Below are 15,403 nucleotides of genomic sequence, written 5' to 3' on the forward strand. Positions count from 1 at the left end.
TCCGGTTTACGGATTGGCGCAAGCGCGCCCGCAGTGATAGAGCAGGGCCCGCAATCGCCGCTTCACCCTTTTGCCTGAATTGTAGTCAGCTTCGCCATGCCCGATCACCAGTTCGTCTTGACCCTGTCCTGCCCGGATCGTCCCGGCATCGTTTCGGCGGTGTCGACCTTTCTCGCCCATAACGGGCAGAACATTCTGGATGCCCAGCAGTTCGACGACATCGAGACCGGCAATTTCTTCATGCGGGTGGTGTTCACCGCCGCCGATCTCGCCGTCGAATTGCAGGCGCTGCAGACTGGCTTTACCGCGATCGCCGATCGCTTCGCCATGGAATGGCAGATGCGCGACCGCGCCAATCGCCGCCGGGTGATGCTGCTGGTCTCCAAATCGGATCACTGCCTGGTAGACATCCTCTATCGCTGGCGTACCGGCGAACTCGAGATGATCCCGACCGCAATTGTCTCCAACCATCCGCGCGAGACCTACGGCAATCTCGATTTCGGCGAGATCCCGTTCCACTACATGCCGGTGACAAAGGAAACCAGGCGCGAGCAGGAAGAGGCGGTCTGGAAACTGGTTCAGGACACCAGGACCGATCTCGTGGTGCTGGCGCGCTACATGCAGATCCTGTCGGACGAGATGTCGGCAAAGCTGTCGGGGCGCTGCATCAACATCCACCACTCGTTCCTGCCGGGATTCAAGGGCGCGCGGCCCTACCACCAGGCGCATGAGCGTGGCGTCAAGCTGATCGGCGCCACCGCGCATTACGTCACGCGCGACCTCGACGAGGGCCCGATCATCGACCAGGACGTCGAGCGCATCAGCCATCGCGACACGCCGGAGGATCTGTCGCGCAAGGGCCGCGACATCGAGCGCCGCGTGCTGGCGCGCGCGATGCGCCATCACCTGGAGGATCGCGTGATCCTCAACGGCCGCAAGACCGTGGTGTTCATGGACTAGCGGTTCGCATCCTGCGCGGCGGGCGCGGGCTTGGTCTCTTCGCCCCGTTCGGAGGCCGGCAACAGTCGCTTCCGCTCGCGCTCCCGCATGTATTCGTCGTACTTCGCGGTCCCGGGGCGCGGCGGCGCGTCCGCGGGCATGCCGCCGATCGCCGCCGGGATGGCGTCGCTGACACCAGCGGCCAGCTTCTCGTTGATAGTTCCGCAGCCGCTCACGCCGCAGCCCGCGAGGGCAACGGTGACGATCGTGACGATATGGCGCGCGCTGGTCGGCATCGGCAGAAGGTTACAACCTGACCCTTTAAAGATGATGGATTTAGGGCGCTGGCCTTCGGGAACCGGTGAGGGCTCTTCTTGTTGACAAGACCATTTTATTTGTACAATCGTACAAATAAGCGGCAACTGAGGAGGGCGTCGGGCAGTTATATCGGGTTACATCGGGTCATATCATAATACCGTCGCGTCTTTTACGCCTGGCCTGGCCTCTTCGCCACGGCACGCCAATGGTCCGGTTGACAAAAGTACGGCCAAGGACGCCATGTTGCCGTGCTACCCGGCCGAAAAATCTGGGTTATGGTGAGATCAAGGGCCGGGGACTCGGTTCGAGGACACAAGGCCGACCAGGGGGAGAAATGTTCATGTCTATTCGCAGTCACATGTTGTTGGCCGCAGGCGCCGTCGCCGGGATGCTGGCGCTTGCGCCGGCGCAGGCCCAGGAGACCGTCAAGATCGGCCTGATCCTGCCGATGACCGGCGGCCAGGCATCGACCGGCAAGCAGATCGACAACGCGGTCAAGCTCTACATGCAGCAGAACGGCGATACCGTCGCCGGCAAGAAGATCGAAGTCATCCTCAAGGACGACGCGGCTGTTCCCGACAACACCAAGCGCCTCGCGCAGGAACTGATCGTCAACGACAAGGTCAATTTCATCGCGGGTTTTGGCGTGACGCCCGCTGCACTCGCGGCGGCGCCGCTGGCGACGCAGGGCAAGATTCCCGAAATCGTGATGGCGGCTGGCACCTCGATCATCACCGAGCGTTCACCCTATATCGTCCGCACCTCGTTCACGCTGGCGCAGTCGTCGACCATCATCGGTGACTGGGCCGCCAAGAACGGCATCAAGAAGGTTGCAACGCTGACCTCCGACTATGCGCCCGGCAACGACGCCCTGAACTTCTTCAAGCAGAACTTCACCGCCGGCGGCGGCGAGATCGTCGAAGAGGTGAAGGTGCCGCTGCAAAACCCTGATTTCGCTCCGTTTCTGCAGCGCATGAAGGACTCCAAGCCGGACGCCGTGTTCGTGTTCGTGCCGGCGGGACAGGGCGGCAATTTCATGAAGCAATATGCCGAGCGCGGGCTCGACAAGTCCGGCATCAAGGTGATCGGCCCCGGCGACGTCATGGACGACGACCTGCTCAACGGGATGGGCGATGCGGCGCTCGGCACCGTCACCGCGCATCTCTATTCTGCGGCCCATCCCTCCGCGGCAAATAAGGAATTCGTCGCCGCCTACAAGAAGGCCTTCAACCAGCGCCCCGGCTTCATGGCGGTCGGCGGCTATGACGGCATCCGCCTGATCTATGAGGCGCTGAAGAAGACCGGCGGCAAGACCGACGGCGATGCGCTGGTCGCGGCGATGAAGGGCATGAAGTGGGAAAGCCCGCGCGGCCCGATCTCGATCGATCCGGAAACCCGCGACATCGTGCAGAACATCTACATCCGCAAGGTCGAGAAGGTCGATGGCGAACTCTACAACGTCGAATTCGCGACCTTCGAGGCGGTGAAGGATTCCGGCAAGACGAAGAAGTGACGCGGAAAGCGTCATTCCGGGGCGCGCGTTAGCGCGAACCCGGAATCTCGACATTGTTGCACAAGATTCCGGGTTCAGCGCTATCGCGCTGCCCCGGAATGACAACCCATCAAGGTCTTCCGGCGCCTAACCCATGACCACGCTCTTCACCATCCTGTTCGACGGTGTCGCCTACGGCATGCTGTTGTTCGTGCTGGCCTGCGGGCTGGCGGTGACGCTCGGGCTGATGAATTTCGTCAACCTGGCCCATGGCGCCTTCGCCATGACCGGCGGCTACATCTGTGCGGTATTGGTCAACAACTCCGGCTGGCCGTTCTTCACGGCGCTTCCGCTCGCCTTTGTCTCGGCCGCCGCGATAGGCGTGTTGCTGGAGCGCACGCTGTACCGCCACCTCTACACCCGCAGCCATCTCGATCAGGTGCTGTTCACGATCGGCCTCACCTTCATGTCGGTGGCGGCGGTGGACTACATCATGGGATCGTCGCGGATCTTCATCAAGCTGCCGGCGGCGCTCGAGGGCCAGTTCGATTTCTTCGGCGTCGGCATCGGCCGCTACCGGCTGATGATCATCGTGATCTGCGGACTGCTGACGGTGGCGCTGCAATTGATCCTGGCGAAGACCCGCTTTGGCAGCCGCCTGCGCGCGGCGGTGGATGATCCCCGCGCGGCCAGCGGCCTCGGCATCAACGTGCCCCAGGTCTTTGCGTTCACCTTTGCGTTCGGTTGCGGCCTTGCCGGTCTCGGCGGCGCGCTGAGCGCCGAAATTCTCGGGCTCGACCCGTATTTTCCGTTGAAGTTCATGATCTACTTTCTGATCGTGGTCACCGTCGGCGGTTCCTCGAGCATCACCGGGCCGTTCCTCGCCTCGCTCTTGCTCGGCATCGGCGACGTCGCCGGCAAATATTACGTGCCGAAGATGGGCCCGTTCGTCATCTACACCATCATGATCGTGATCCTGATCTGGCGTCCGAACGGCCTGTTCGGCCGCACCGCCACGCGATGAGCCCGCGATGACCGCAGTTTCCGATGTCTCATCCCATGCCATCGCCCGCGCCCGCTGGCGCCCGGCCGAAATCGCGTTCTGGATCCTCGCGGCATCCTGCGCGTTCCTGTTTCCGTCCCGCTATCTGATCATGACCGACATCATTCGGCTGGCGCTGTTCACGCTGTCGCTCGATCTGATCCTCGGCTACGCCGGCATTGTCTCGCTGGGGCACGCCGCCTTCTTCGGCGTCGGTGCCTATTCGGCGGGGCTATTGGCCCTGCACGGCATCATCAACGAGCCGGTGATCGCGCTGGTCGCGGCCGGCTTGATTGCGACCGTGCTCGGTTTCCTCACGAGCTTCCTCGTCATCCGCGGCGTCGACCTGACGCGGCTGATGGTGACGCTCGGCATTGCGCTGCTGCTGGAGGCGCTGGCGGAACGCTTCTCCAACATTACCGGCGGCACTGACGGGCTGCAGGGCATCGAGATGCAGCCGATCCTCGGCCTGTTCGCATTCGACATGTTCGGCAAGACCGGCTTCTTCTATTCGCTGATCGTGCTGTTCCTGCTGTTTCTGCTGGCGCGGCGGATCGTGAATTCGCCGTTCGGCCTCTCGCTGCGCGCGATCAAGAACAATCCGTTGCGGGCGTCCGCCATCGGCGTGCCCGTCAACCGCCGCCTGATCGCGATCTACACGGTGGCGGCATTCTATGCCGGCATTGCCGGCGCGCTGTTCACCCAGACCACGGCCCTGGCCTCGCTCGACGTGTTCGCGTTCGAGCGCTCGGCCGATCTGATGCTGGTGCTCGTCATCGGCGGCACCGGCTATCTCTATGGCGGGCTGATCGGCGCGGTCGTGTTCAAGATGCTGCAGGAGCTGTTTCAAACCATTACGCCGCAATACTGGATGTTCTGGATCGGACTCGTTCTGGTCGTGATCGTGCTGGTCGGCCGTGAGCGCATCCATCGCTGGGTGCTTTGGGGGCCGAACCTCGTGATACGCCAGGTCTTCGGACGCAAGGCCGTTGTGGCCGTTCCCGAAAGCGATGCGCCATGACGATCGCGCTGGCAACCAAGGGACTGGAGAAATCGTTCGGCGGCTTGAAGGTCACGCGCGATCTGTCGCTGCAGGTGAAGCAGGGCGCCCGCCATGCCCTGATCGGGCCGAACGGCGCCGGCAAGACCACCGTCATCAATCTCTTGACCGGCGTGCTCAAGCCCAATGGGGGGCGGATCCTGCTCGAGGGCAACGACATTACCGATCTGCCGGTTCATACGCGGGTGCTGCGCGGGCTTTCGCGCACCTTCCAGATCAATCAGCTTTATGCCGACCTCACTCCGCTCGAAACGATTGGGCTTGCCGTCTCCGAACGGCTCGGCCGCGGCGGCGACTGGTGGCGGCGGATGGGCACTCGCGACGACGTCAACCAGGAGATCGCGGAAACACTCGGGCGCTTTCATCTGCTCGACGTGATGAACGAACGCACCGCGACGCTGCCTTACGGCAAGCAGCGCCTGCTCGAGATCGCGGTCGCGATCGCGACGAAGCCACGCGTGCTGCTGCTCGACGAGCCCGCCGCCGGCGTGCCCGAAAGCGAGCGCCACGATATTCTGGCGGCGGTTGCCGCGCTGCCGCGCGATGTCACGGTGCTCTTGATCGAGCACGACATGGACCTGGTATTCTCGTTTGCCGACCGCATCTCGGTGCTGGTCAATGGCGCCATGCTGGTGGAGGGCCCGCCCGACGAAGTGGCGCGGGATCCGCAAGTCAAGGCGGTCTATCTCGGTGAGGCCTCCGATGCCTGATCTTCTCGCCATCGATGCCTTGCGCGCCGGCTACGGCGAAGCCGTGGTGCTGCCTTCGATGTCGCTGTCCTTGGGCGAGGGGCAGGTGCTGGCACTGCTCGGGCGTAACGGCACCGGCAAGACCACGCTGATCAATTCGATCGTCGGCATCACCCGCCGTTTTGGCGGCAGCCTTGCGCTCGGCGGGCTCGACATCACGGCGATGCGGCCGGACCAGCGGGCGCGGGCAGGAATCGGCTGGGTGCCGCAGGAACGCAACATCTTCCGCTCGCTGACGGTCGAGGAAAACATGACCGCGGTGGCCCAGCCCGGCCTGTGGACCGTCGAGAAGGTTTACGAAATGTTTCCGCGGCTGAAGGAACGCCGCAACAATTTCGGCAACCAGCTCTCCGGCGGCGAGCAGCAGATGCTGGCGATCGGCCGCGCGCTGACCCTCAATCCGAAGGTTCTGCTGCTGGACGAGCCGACCGAAGGCCTGGCGCCGATCATCGTCGAGGAACTACTCCGGGCGCTGGGCACCATCACCCGTTCCGGGGGCATCTGCTCGATCATCGTCGAGCAGAATGCGCAAAAGATTCTGGGGCTGGCCGATCGGGTTGTGATATTGGAACGCGGCGCAATCGTGCATGATGCGCCAAGCCACGCGTTGAAGGCCGATCCTGCGGTGCTCGAACGCTATCTCGGCGTCGCCGGCGCCACTGCGCACTAGATTTGATGGGAGTTGAGACCATGCAGAGAACAAAGCCCCCGTTCCGCGCCGACGAGGTCGGCAGTCTGTTGCGGCCGCAGCGCATCAAGGAGGCGCGCGCCAAGCTCGAAAAGGGCGAGATCACGGCGGACGACTTGCGCAAGGCCGAGGACCTGGAGATCGAGAAGGTCGTGCACAAGCAGGCCTCGATCGGCCTGAAGCTTGCAACCGACGGTGAATTCCGCCGCTCCTGGTGGCATTTTGATTTTCTCGCCAAGCTCGGCGGCTGCGAGCTCTTCCACCCCGAGACTGGTATTCAGTTCGCAGGCGTCGAGACCCGCCATGACGCCGTCCGCGTGATCGGCAAGCTCGATTTCCCCGACAACCACCCGATGCTGGATCACTTCCGCTTCCTGAAGAAGCATGCCGACACCGCCCACGTCACGCCGAAGATGACGATTCCGTCGCCCGCGGTGCTGCATTTCCGCGGCGGCCGCAAGTCGATCTCGCAGGAGGTCTATCCCGATCTTGAGGAGTTCTTCCTCGACCTCGGCAAGACCTATCGCAAGGCGGTGAGGGCATTCTACGATGCCGGCTGCCGCTACCTGCAGTTCGACGATACCGTGTGGGCGTATCTCTGCTCGCAGGACGAGTTGCAGAAGGCGCGCGAGCGCGGCGACAATCCTGATGGTCTGCAGGAAATCTACGCGCGCGTCATCAACTACGCGCTGGCGGAGCGGCCGGCCGACATGGTGGTCACCACGCATGTTTGCCGCGGCAATTTCCGCTCGACCTGGATCTCGTCCGGCGGCTACGAGCCGGTGGCCGAGACCATGCTGGCCGGCACCAATTACGACGGCTATTTTCTCGAATATGATTCCGACCGCGCCGGCGGCTTCGAGCCGCTGCGCTATTTGCCGAAGGGCAACAAGGTGGTCGTGGTCGGCGTCATCACCTCGAAATTCGGCGAATTGGAGAAGAAGGACGACATCAAGCGCCGCCTCGAGGAGGCCGCCAAGTTTGCCCCGCTCGACCAGCTCGCGGTCTCGCCGCAATGCGGCTTTGCCTCGACCGAGGAAGGCAACATCCTGTCCGAGGAAGAGCAGTGGGCGAAGCTGAGCCTCGCGGTCGAAGTCGCCAACGAGGTATGGGGGAAGTGACGCGCGCCGGCGCGCGCCCCGGGATGACGGCGCGTCAGTCACACCGTCACTTCTCCGCCAGATAGACCTCACCAAGCAGCGACGAGTTCGACCACGGCACCTGCTTGCCCTTGGTCGCGGCGACCACCTCGGCCCGTACCCGCGTCAGCATCTGCTGCACTTCCAGCCCGGGCGTGCCGATGTGGCGGGTCAGCGCGGCCGAGAACGGGCTGTTGGCGCCTTCGCCGTCCAGCGCGACCTGTCCAGGCGCGGTGGCGAACGCGATCAACGTTCCCGCCCCATGCGTCGCGCCGGCGCCGAGCGTAGCGGGCGCGGCAAGCCCCGAGCCGGCTTCGATGCCGCGGGCTGGACCTGCGGAAGCCAGCTTCGGCGCCATCGGGTTGTTGCGGCAGGCATCCAGGATCAGGATGTTGGTGCGGACCTGATCGTCCAGGCCGGCCGTGATCGTGTCCATGTCCATCATCGCATCCGTCATGCCGCTGCCGGTCTGAAACTGGATATCGATCGGCGCCAGGTAATTGCGGCCGTCGATCTGTACGCCGTGACCGGCGTAGTAGACCACTGCCACCTGCGCCCGCGCGGCATCGCGCAGGAAGTCGCGGATCGTCGCCTGCATCGCCCTGCGGTCGAGGTCGGAGCCCTCGGTCACCACGAAGCCGATGTCGCGCAGGCTTTTTGCCATCGCGCGCGCATCGTTGGTCGGATTGGGCAGCGCTCGGACATGCGCATAGGCGCCGTTGCCGATCACCAGTGCGACGCGCCTGACGGTTTCTCTGTTGGCCTCTGCGCGCTGGCGCTGCTCCGCTGCAGGCGGCGGGGACGGGCTCGCTGCGCCCGTCGGCGAAGCCGGCGCGGCCTTGCTGGCCGGCGGCGGTGGCGCCGTGGTCGCCGTTCGCGGCGCGGGCGGCACCGTCTCTGACAACAGCGACAGGCGAACTTTTGCGGTTGCCTGGTTGGCCTTGCTGCCGGCGTCGGAGGCCTTGCCTTCGAGAGCCGCGGCGTAGTCCATTTTGGCGCGGTCGAAATCGCCCTTGGCCTCGTAGGCAAGCGCGCGATGGCTATAGGCCGAGATCAGCACGCTGCCGGGCGGCGTCATGATGTTGACCGGCGCCTTGGCCTTGGCGAGCCGGATCGCTTCGGTCGTATCGGCGATGGCGCGATCGAAGTCGCCTTTGGCGCGCCAGATCACCGCGCGGCTGGTCAATGGTTGCGGCAATTCCGGATCGAGCCGGATCGCTTCGTTGATGTCGGCCAGCGCGCCATCGAGATCGCCGAGCGCGCGTTTCGATATCCCGCGGTTCTGCCACGAAAAGGCGGACGGCGGACCGAGCCTGATCGCTTGATCGTAGTCGGCGATCGCCTTGGCGAATTCGCCCTTGTTGCGCCAGGCGTTGCCGCGGTTGTGAAAGATGATGCCGCTTGGCGGCCCTATCCGCAGCGCGTCGTTGAAGTCGGCGATCGCGATGTCGTCCTCGCCCTTGTCGTAGTAGGCCGAGCCGCGCAGATTGTAGAGGGCGACGCTGGGGTGCAGGCGGATCGCCTCGCCGGCGTCCGCGATCACCTGGTCGTAGTTGCCTTTCTTGTTCCAGCCGACCGCGCGCCAGAAGTAGATCGTCGCGAGCTTCTCGCCGGAAAATACCTTCAGTGCGATGATCTTGTTGCAGGCGCCGATCTGCTGATCTGCCGGCGTGGTGTCGGTGGTGCAGAGCGGCCCAAGCTGGTTGCGCGGTTGGGCGAGGGAAGGCGCCGACCACAACGCGGCGGCAAGCAACGTGAGTATCAGGATTGCGCGGCGCATCAGGTCCCCGTGATTGGCGGTCGCAGTGGCGGATACAACTTTGTTGCCCCCTGCGGAACGGCGGTTCAAGCAAGGACGTCGATCCATGCCGGTCGCAGACGGCGGCATTTCCCCTGTTGGGCAGATGGTGGTGGGACAGGCAGGTCATCCCATCCTGCCCACCGGTGCTTCGCCGCGAATTCCTTTATCGCTGGACTGAACGGATAGTGGCTTGATTAGCCCGCGTGTGGCCAGCTGTTGGCCATTGGAGCGGAGGCGGAGGGAACCGCTTCAATTGGTGTTGAGCCTAGCCTAGCGATGGTAGCGGCGCCGCTGAAGCCCATGTAGCGCAGACGATCACCGATCGGACGGTTGCCACGGCTCCGCTTTTGTAACGTAGAACCAGTAATCGCCATAGCGACTGCTATCGCCCCACCGCTTGAGATCGAAGTGCCAAGCCAGGATGTCGCGGCGTTCCACAACGTTAGCCGGTACGATGTATAGATAACGACTGATGCTGCCCTTCTCCAGGCGCGGAGCAAAGACGAAGCCGAAGGGCAGCGGCGGAAGGATCGGGTGAATGAGATCTTGGTACTGTTCCACGCCACTCTGTGTGATGATGGCATCGAAGTCCGCCACGTGAAGCGAGGGAATGTCGTCGCGAAGAGGCTGGTCGTCGTCGACTACGAGGAAGCCGGACATTCGACGACCGCCGAATACAAAAGTCTCGTCGTTCTTTTCCGCCGGAGTTACCGCGACCAACGTATCGATGGGAGAGAGGCGATGGGCCATCCATGGAACGCAAACAAAGAGCACTGCCGCCGCAATTAGTCCAATTAAGCCATTTCGTGACAGCGAGGAACTCGACTGCAACTTCGCCGGTACCAAGGCCACGTTGCTCATTCCCAGCGCAAAGAACAGCGCCATCATCGGCTGGCTCGCGGCGAGAGAACGTGCGCCATCATCAAAGTAGATCAAGGAGGACGACACCACAATGCTTGCCCAGACAAGACTCCAGAAAGTAAGTTCGACAGCTTCGGCTCTTCTCGCAGCGCCGTACAAAAGCCCGATGAGGGCCATCGCAGTCAATACGCCGCGAAGTAGCCAGTCAGGCGTGTTGATCTGTCCATAGCCTCTCCAAATTACCCCAGGAAATTGCGTAGCGAAGGCCTGAGCGCTATCGGCGAGTCTCCGGAAAAGGATTCCGGGCTGCGCGCGGAAATTCTTCCAAGCTGCGGAATACAGTTGCCGCGCACGGTCATCTTCGGAGCCTTCAAGCGGGGTGCCTTCAGCGGCAAGTTTTTTGGCGCAGCCGTCCCATGTTGTCCCGATCGACAATCCGCAGAGCACGTAAGCAAAGTTCCCGGTGCCGGGACTAGGACCTGTCGCATAAGCTCTTTGCAGCAGCGAATTGAGCCCGAAAACCCCGATCAAGGTGCAGATCGTTATGGCGCAAATCCTGATTTTCGCTGCGGCGCCTTTCCCGAATTGCCAAACCAGCCATACCACCAAGGCAGGGATCGTGAACATGCTTCCCATTCGCGTCGTCAGGGCTACGGTCGTCATCGCAAACGCCACCAGCGCGGCATTTACCGAGTGATCACGGAAAGCCTTGATGAAAAACGGGATCGACAACAGCGCCCAGAACAACCCAAACGGTTCAGTGAGAGTAGTGGGCACAAAGTAGCGGGCGTAAATGTATGTCAGCGCAAAGAAGGTTATGCCGGCCCAGACGCCCCGCCACGCGATGATGGCATGGGTCGCGAAGCAGAGGGCCCCGGCCACCAGACAGGCTTGCAGGATAAGCATGAACTGCAGCGAGGAATTACCAAAAACTAGAAGGGCGGACCTGAAAGCCGCAGCCAATGGCCGCCGCAGTGCCAAGTCGTTCCAGACGCCATCCTTCACCTGATCGAAGGCAGCTGCGAGATATCCGCGCGCGTCTGAAAATGGAACCAAACCGCCAATGCTCGAGGGATTCGGGTCACCCGGTCTGAGAATTCCCGCCCACATAGCGCTGCTACAAAAAACGAAGGCGCAAGCGGTGATCGGAAATCCGCACCAAGCGAGAAGCCGTCGCAGCGACTGCTCCGTCTGATCCAGCAACGGCCGATAGTGAGGTGCGCTCGAGCCGACGAGCCAAGTCATTGCCGTCCCGAGGCCTGCCAGCATCAAAAGCAAGTAGGCGAAATAGGGCTCATTCCTGCCCGCCCATTCGGCGACCGGCGACCAACGAATCAATGCAGTGGTTGGCAGGGCCCAACCCGCTGCCAACGCATAGAGGGTGGACACGAGATACACCGCCGAAGCGGTCAAGCCAGCCCAGCAAAGTCCAAACAATATCAGGTACGGCGCTCTTATTACGATCGCCTTCGGCATGTCCCCAAAGCGTGCCGCGAGCGATCTGAGCGGACCAGAGTAAATGGAATAGCCGAGCAGGGCACTCAAAATCCCCAGTGCATAGCTGACCCAGGTTCTCGGCCGTACATTGTACCGAATTGTTGCTATTGTTTCAGGACCATTCGTCACGCCTGGAGGAAGTGAGAATATCACCTGAGCGCCCCAGTGGCTGAAGCCAGTCGTCTTGCCCGTCCGAATCTCTTCGTGCAACGTGTGCGGAGGCCCCATCTCGCGGCCATTGATGCGTAACTCAAGAAACGACTGAAAAGGCTTCTCGCCGTTGTCGCCGTTCGGCGGCCGCCTCCACCACTGAGCCCGCCCTTCTTGCGGGACGTTCAATATCAGCGAAGCCCGCGCCGGATTCGTCTCTGTTGCGAATGGGCCGGCAAATTTGACTTCCTTCGACCAGGCACCGAGCTGAAGCGCCAGCGACACCAGCGCCAACACGACGAGCGGCCAGAATATTAGCTTGGCACCGACCAGCATCCAGTCGCGGAAGCAGCGGACAGAAGCCGACTTGATGGCGATTCCGGAAGTCCGCAACAGCTCCTGCATACCTACACTCGCTCCAGCACAACCATCATCCGAAATGCCAGATGCTTTCGGAAAATAGCGGGCACCATGTTCTCGAATGCCAGCGTCGGGCTTACCAGTGCCGCTGGAATCAATGACCATTTCTGAAATCCGCCGCTCATCGGATAGGCAATCAGGCTGTGCCAGTCCACACTTCGGACGCGCAACGATGGAATCGTCTGTTCGACACGCTGGCGCGCCGGCGTGGTGGCAAACAGCAGCGAGGGAATTGCCTGATTGGAATCGAACGGGTCTCGATTGGGGTTGATCGTTACCGGCGCGAATGGGTCGACGTTCATGTCTACGGGCTCTTCGTGAAAGCGATCGTAGAATCTTTGCGCCAGCGTTGTCATGGCCGGTTCGATCATCACGAGTCGTCCGCCGGGCCGCAATACGCGCGACGCTTCCTCGAGGAATTCGATCGGGCGCTCGAGATGATGCATGACGTCGAGCATGACCACGCCGGCAAAAAAACAGTTCTGGAATGGAAGTTGGTGAGCGTCGGCGACCACGTCGATACCCGGAAAGGACTGGATATCGGCGGAGACGACGTCGGGATGAGTTTCCTTGATGTGGGCGGTGCCGCCGCCAATGTCGAGGACGGCGCCTTCGGGACAGTTTTCGAAAAGCTGCCGATGGTAGTCCTGGTAGATGAGCCTGAGCGCTTTCTTGCGCTCCCACAGTTCTCGATGGGTGATCTGGCGTTGGCTCAAACCGATCGCGTTCGTTGTGGTCATGGGCTTGCCGATCAAACGGCTTTGAGTTTGCGATAGGCGAACCACACCATTTTCAACAGCAGCCAGCCGTCTCGAAATCGCGATATCTGGGTTTCGCCGAAGGTACGCGCCTTGTAGTGGATCGGTATCTCGATGATCTTGAGATTTTGCTTGGCTGCGCCGAAGATCAGATCGAAATCGCCGAACGGGTCGAAATTGCCGAAATAGTCGCGCTCCCGCGCCAGCACCTCGTAATCCTTTCGCAACAGAACCTTGGTGCCGCAGAGTGTGTCCGTCAGCCGCGTATTCACCAGATAACTGAACATGTAGGCAAAGCAGCGGTTGGCGGCGAAATTAAGCGGCCGCATCGCCTCGTTTTCCATGGGGTAGATCAGGCGGGTTCCGTTGACGAATTCGGCCTTTCCGCTCTCGATGATCGCATGATACTTCGGAAGCATTTCCGGGGGCATCGTCAGGTCGGCATCCAGAATCATCAGCACGTCGCCGCTCGCGGCGGCAAAGCCCTTGCGGACCGCGTCTCCTTTGCCCTTGCCCTCCTGCTTCATGACCTTGATATCCCAGCTATCCCTGTAGGCATCGCGTACCCGCTCGCACTCCTCAAAAGTGCCGTCGCTGGAATTCCCCTCGACGAACAGAATTTCCTGGCTCGCTGCAAATCTCGGCATTCGCAGTACAGCGTTTTCGATATTTCCCTTCTCGTTGCGGCAGGGGATGATGATGCTCACCGATAGTTTCCGATCCGGAAACGGCAGCACCGGACGTCCGACGATATAGGTTCGCAAGCACAGTTTTCTGATGCCCGGCAGCGGCGCTACGAACCGGTTGATGAACGGACCAAGTCCGAACCATCGCCGCGGCAGCAATTGTCTTTGCTCCTGATTGATCACCTCGAAATCCGCAAGGTCCATGAGATTCAGAAAGTCAGTGGTGGCGATGAAATTGATTCTCGGTTGCTTGCTGCGCAAACGCAGCAGTTCGGCAAATTTCAGGATCGGCTCCCACAGATGGGAGTAATAGGCGATGATGATCCGCGTGGAGGGCGTGCACAAATGGTGCACTTGTCGCAAGGTGCCGTCGATGTCCTCGAACATGCCGATGGTGTCGGCGATCACGATGTAATCGAAGGGGCCCTCGATCCCGGCCAGCGTCGCCGGATCTTCAACGTCGCCCATGACGAAGTGCAGATGGGGGAACGCCTCGCGCGTCTTGGCGATGGTCCTGGCGCTGAAATCAATGCCGACTCCGTAGGAGGGCTCCAGCGCCGCGAGCAGACGCGCGGTGCCGCAGCCCAGTTCCAGAACCCGCTTGCCGGGCGGGATGAGAAATCGCATGAACTTGCGATCGTCCTCGTGATAGGCGGCATTGAACTTGCGCCAGCGCTCCAGGTCGTCGAGATTAGTGTCGACGTGTTCGAGTAATTCCAGTTTTCGCGGGCTGTTCAGCTGTAGCGGAACGGCAGATTGCGCTAGATTCATTGCCGCCTCAGATGGGGGACTTGCGTCCATATTGATCGATCAGTCAAAATGCGGGGCGTGGCTTACGCTTCGGATTTTACCGTGACTTAGACCAATCTTGTAGACTGAACCGGCTTCGAACCGCAACCACAGGTGTGGCGGGTCTTCGTGACCAACATTTGCGGCGATCAGCCTACGCGCGCGATGACATTTACGCTTTCACCGCTGGCAACCAGTCCCTGCAACTCCTTGGCAGCGGATGGCAGCCGCTGAAGAGTCCGTTCATTGTAAAACGAGTAGCCATTAGGAATGAAGTAAGAAAGAAGCTGGTCCAGCGATGCACCCCGCTCCTCTAGCACATAGGGTGCCAGTTCCATCACGAAGATTGGGCGCGTATCGTGAAGCAACGAAGCCGCGCCTTGCAGCACGTCACATTCAAAGCCGTCCACGTCAAGTTTAACCAGCTGAACCTTGCGATCGGTACGCTCCGCCAGAATGCTATCGAGGCTCCGCGCCTTTGCCGAATTCGTCTGCATTTCGCGGCCTAGGTGCTTGGCGTGCAGTCCAGCTTCTGCTGCGAGCGGCCAACTTGAATAAATTGCGTCTGGAACGGAAGTCCCGTCGGCGGCGGTCAGGAAGCAATGGAACGCTTCCACGCGGGAGGCAAGCGACGGATTGAGGTCGAGGTTGCGTCGAAGCTTGCGGAATGCAAATTCGGTCGGCTCAAACGCCATTACCCGTCCCTTGGGACCAACGAGATTGGCCAAGCGCAATGTATGCGCCCCGATATTGGCTCCGATATCGAGCACAAGAGAGGACGGCTCGGTCAATTTGCTCAAAGCGATTGCGGTGCTGCGCTCGAAAATTCCGCCGAGATAAATGGCAAAATCTATTCCCTGTGAGAGGTCCAGATCATAGGTAATGCCGCCCCTGACCACGATCTGCCGATCGGTTCGCCCCAGCAGCGTGCGCCCGGCATGAACTGCATGATAGATCATGCGGGCAGCACCGATTTTGTGGGCGGTCTTCATCAATGTGTTCCAGCAGGTGGGT

General features: G+C 61.4%; 13 protein-coding genes. 7 read left to right on the top strand and 6 right to left on the bottom strand.

Annotated elements, in window-relative coordinates:
- The first annotated feature begins 96 nt into the window (after positions 1-96).
- Positions 97-960 (top strand): formyltetrahydrofolate deformylase, encoded by an 864-nt coding sequence (gene purU / locus V1288_RS21245; protein WP_334358901.1) that lies wholly within the window; start codon positions 97-99, stop codon positions 958-960.
- Here purU and V1288_RS21250 read toward each other — a convergent pair.
- Positions 957-1,235 carry a hypothetical protein gene (locus V1288_RS21250; protein WP_334358902.1) on the bottom strand — a complete coding sequence of 93 codons (279 nt, stop codon included), beginning with the start codon at positions 1,233-1,235 and terminating at the stop codon, positions 957-959. The genes purU and V1288_RS21250 overlap by 4 nt on opposite strands.
- Before the next feature lie 410 nt (positions 1,236-1,645).
- Between V1288_RS21250 and V1288_RS21255 the strand changes: the two genes are divergently transcribed.
- The 6 genes from V1288_RS21255 to V1288_RS21280 all read left to right on the top strand — a co-directional run bounded on the left by V1288_RS21255 (position 1,646) and on the right by V1288_RS21280 (position 7,409).
- Entirely contained in the window at positions 1,646-2,770 is a 1,125-nt protein-coding gene (locus tag V1288_RS21255) for an ABC transporter substrate-binding protein (RefSeq protein WP_442894040.1), read from the top strand.
- A gap of 133 nt (positions 2,771-2,903) precedes the next feature.
- Positions 2,904-3,773, top strand: a complete 870-nt coding sequence (locus tag V1288_RS21260) for a branched-chain amino acid ABC transporter permease (protein ID WP_334358903.1) — start codon at positions 2,904-2,906, stop codon at positions 3,771-3,773.
- A 7-nt stretch (positions 3,774-3,780) separates the two neighbouring features.
- Positions 3,781-4,812: a branched-chain amino acid ABC transporter permease gene (locus V1288_RS21265; protein ID WP_334358904.1), complete on the top strand. Its 1,032-nt coding sequence runs from the start codon at positions 3,781-3,783 to the stop codon at positions 4,810-4,812.
- Positions 4,809-5,561 carry an ABC transporter ATP-binding protein gene (locus tag V1288_RS21270; protein ID WP_334358905.1) on the top strand — a complete coding sequence of 251 codons (753 nt, stop codon included), beginning with the start codon at positions 4,809-4,811 and terminating at the stop codon, positions 5,559-5,561. The genes V1288_RS21265 and V1288_RS21270 overlap by 4 nt, the downstream gene beginning before the upstream one ends.
- Complete coding sequence (locus V1288_RS21275) at positions 5,554-6,270, top strand: ABC transporter ATP-binding protein (RefSeq protein ID WP_334358906.1); 717 nt, start codon at positions 5,554-5,556, stop codon at positions 6,268-6,270. Before V1288_RS21270 ends, V1288_RS21275 begins: the two co-directional genes overlap by 8 nt.
- A 20-nt stretch (positions 6,271-6,290) precedes the next feature.
- On the top strand, positions 6,291-7,409 hold the full coding sequence (locus tag V1288_RS21280) for a cobalamin-independent methionine synthase II family protein (RefSeq protein WP_334358907.1): 1,119 nt from the start codon (positions 6,291-6,293) through the stop codon (positions 7,407-7,409).
- Positions 7,410-7,455: 46 nt separating this feature from the next.
- On the opposite strand, the gene V1288_RS21285 is transcribed toward V1288_RS21280, so the two are convergent.
- From V1288_RS21285 to V1288_RS21305, 5 genes are all read right to left on the bottom strand, one after another.
- Positions 7,456-9,207, bottom strand: coding sequence for a caspase family protein (locus V1288_RS21285; protein ID WP_334358908.1), 1,752 nt, complete (start codon positions 9,205-9,207; stop codon positions 7,456-7,458).
- Positions 9,208-9,543: 336 nt separating this feature from the next.
- Complete coding sequence (locus V1288_RS21290; protein WP_334358909.1) at positions 9,544-12,141, bottom strand: hypothetical protein; 2,598 nt, start codon at positions 12,139-12,141, stop codon at positions 9,544-9,546.
- A gap of 2 nt (positions 12,142-12,143) precedes the next feature.
- Positions 12,144-12,911, bottom strand: coding sequence for a class I SAM-dependent methyltransferase (locus tag V1288_RS21295; RefSeq protein WP_334358910.1), 768 nt, complete (start codon positions 12,909-12,911; stop codon positions 12,144-12,146).
- Complete coding sequence (locus V1288_RS21300) at positions 12,908-14,371, bottom strand: glycosyltransferase (RefSeq protein WP_334358911.1); 1,464 nt, start codon at positions 14,369-14,371, stop codon at positions 12,908-12,910. Before V1288_RS21300 ends, V1288_RS21295 begins: the two co-directional genes overlap by 4 nt.
- Before the next feature lie 167 nt (positions 14,372-14,538).
- Positions 14,539-15,381, bottom strand: a complete 843-nt coding sequence (locus tag V1288_RS21305) for an FkbM family methyltransferase (RefSeq protein ID WP_334358912.1) — start codon at positions 15,379-15,381, stop codon at positions 14,539-14,541.
- Positions 15,382-15,403 lie beyond the last annotated feature (22 nt).

The organism is Bradyrhizobium sp. AZCC 2176 (genome assembly GCF_036924645.1).
GTDB lineage: Bacteria > Pseudomonadota > Alphaproteobacteria > Rhizobiales > Xanthobacteraceae > Bradyrhizobium.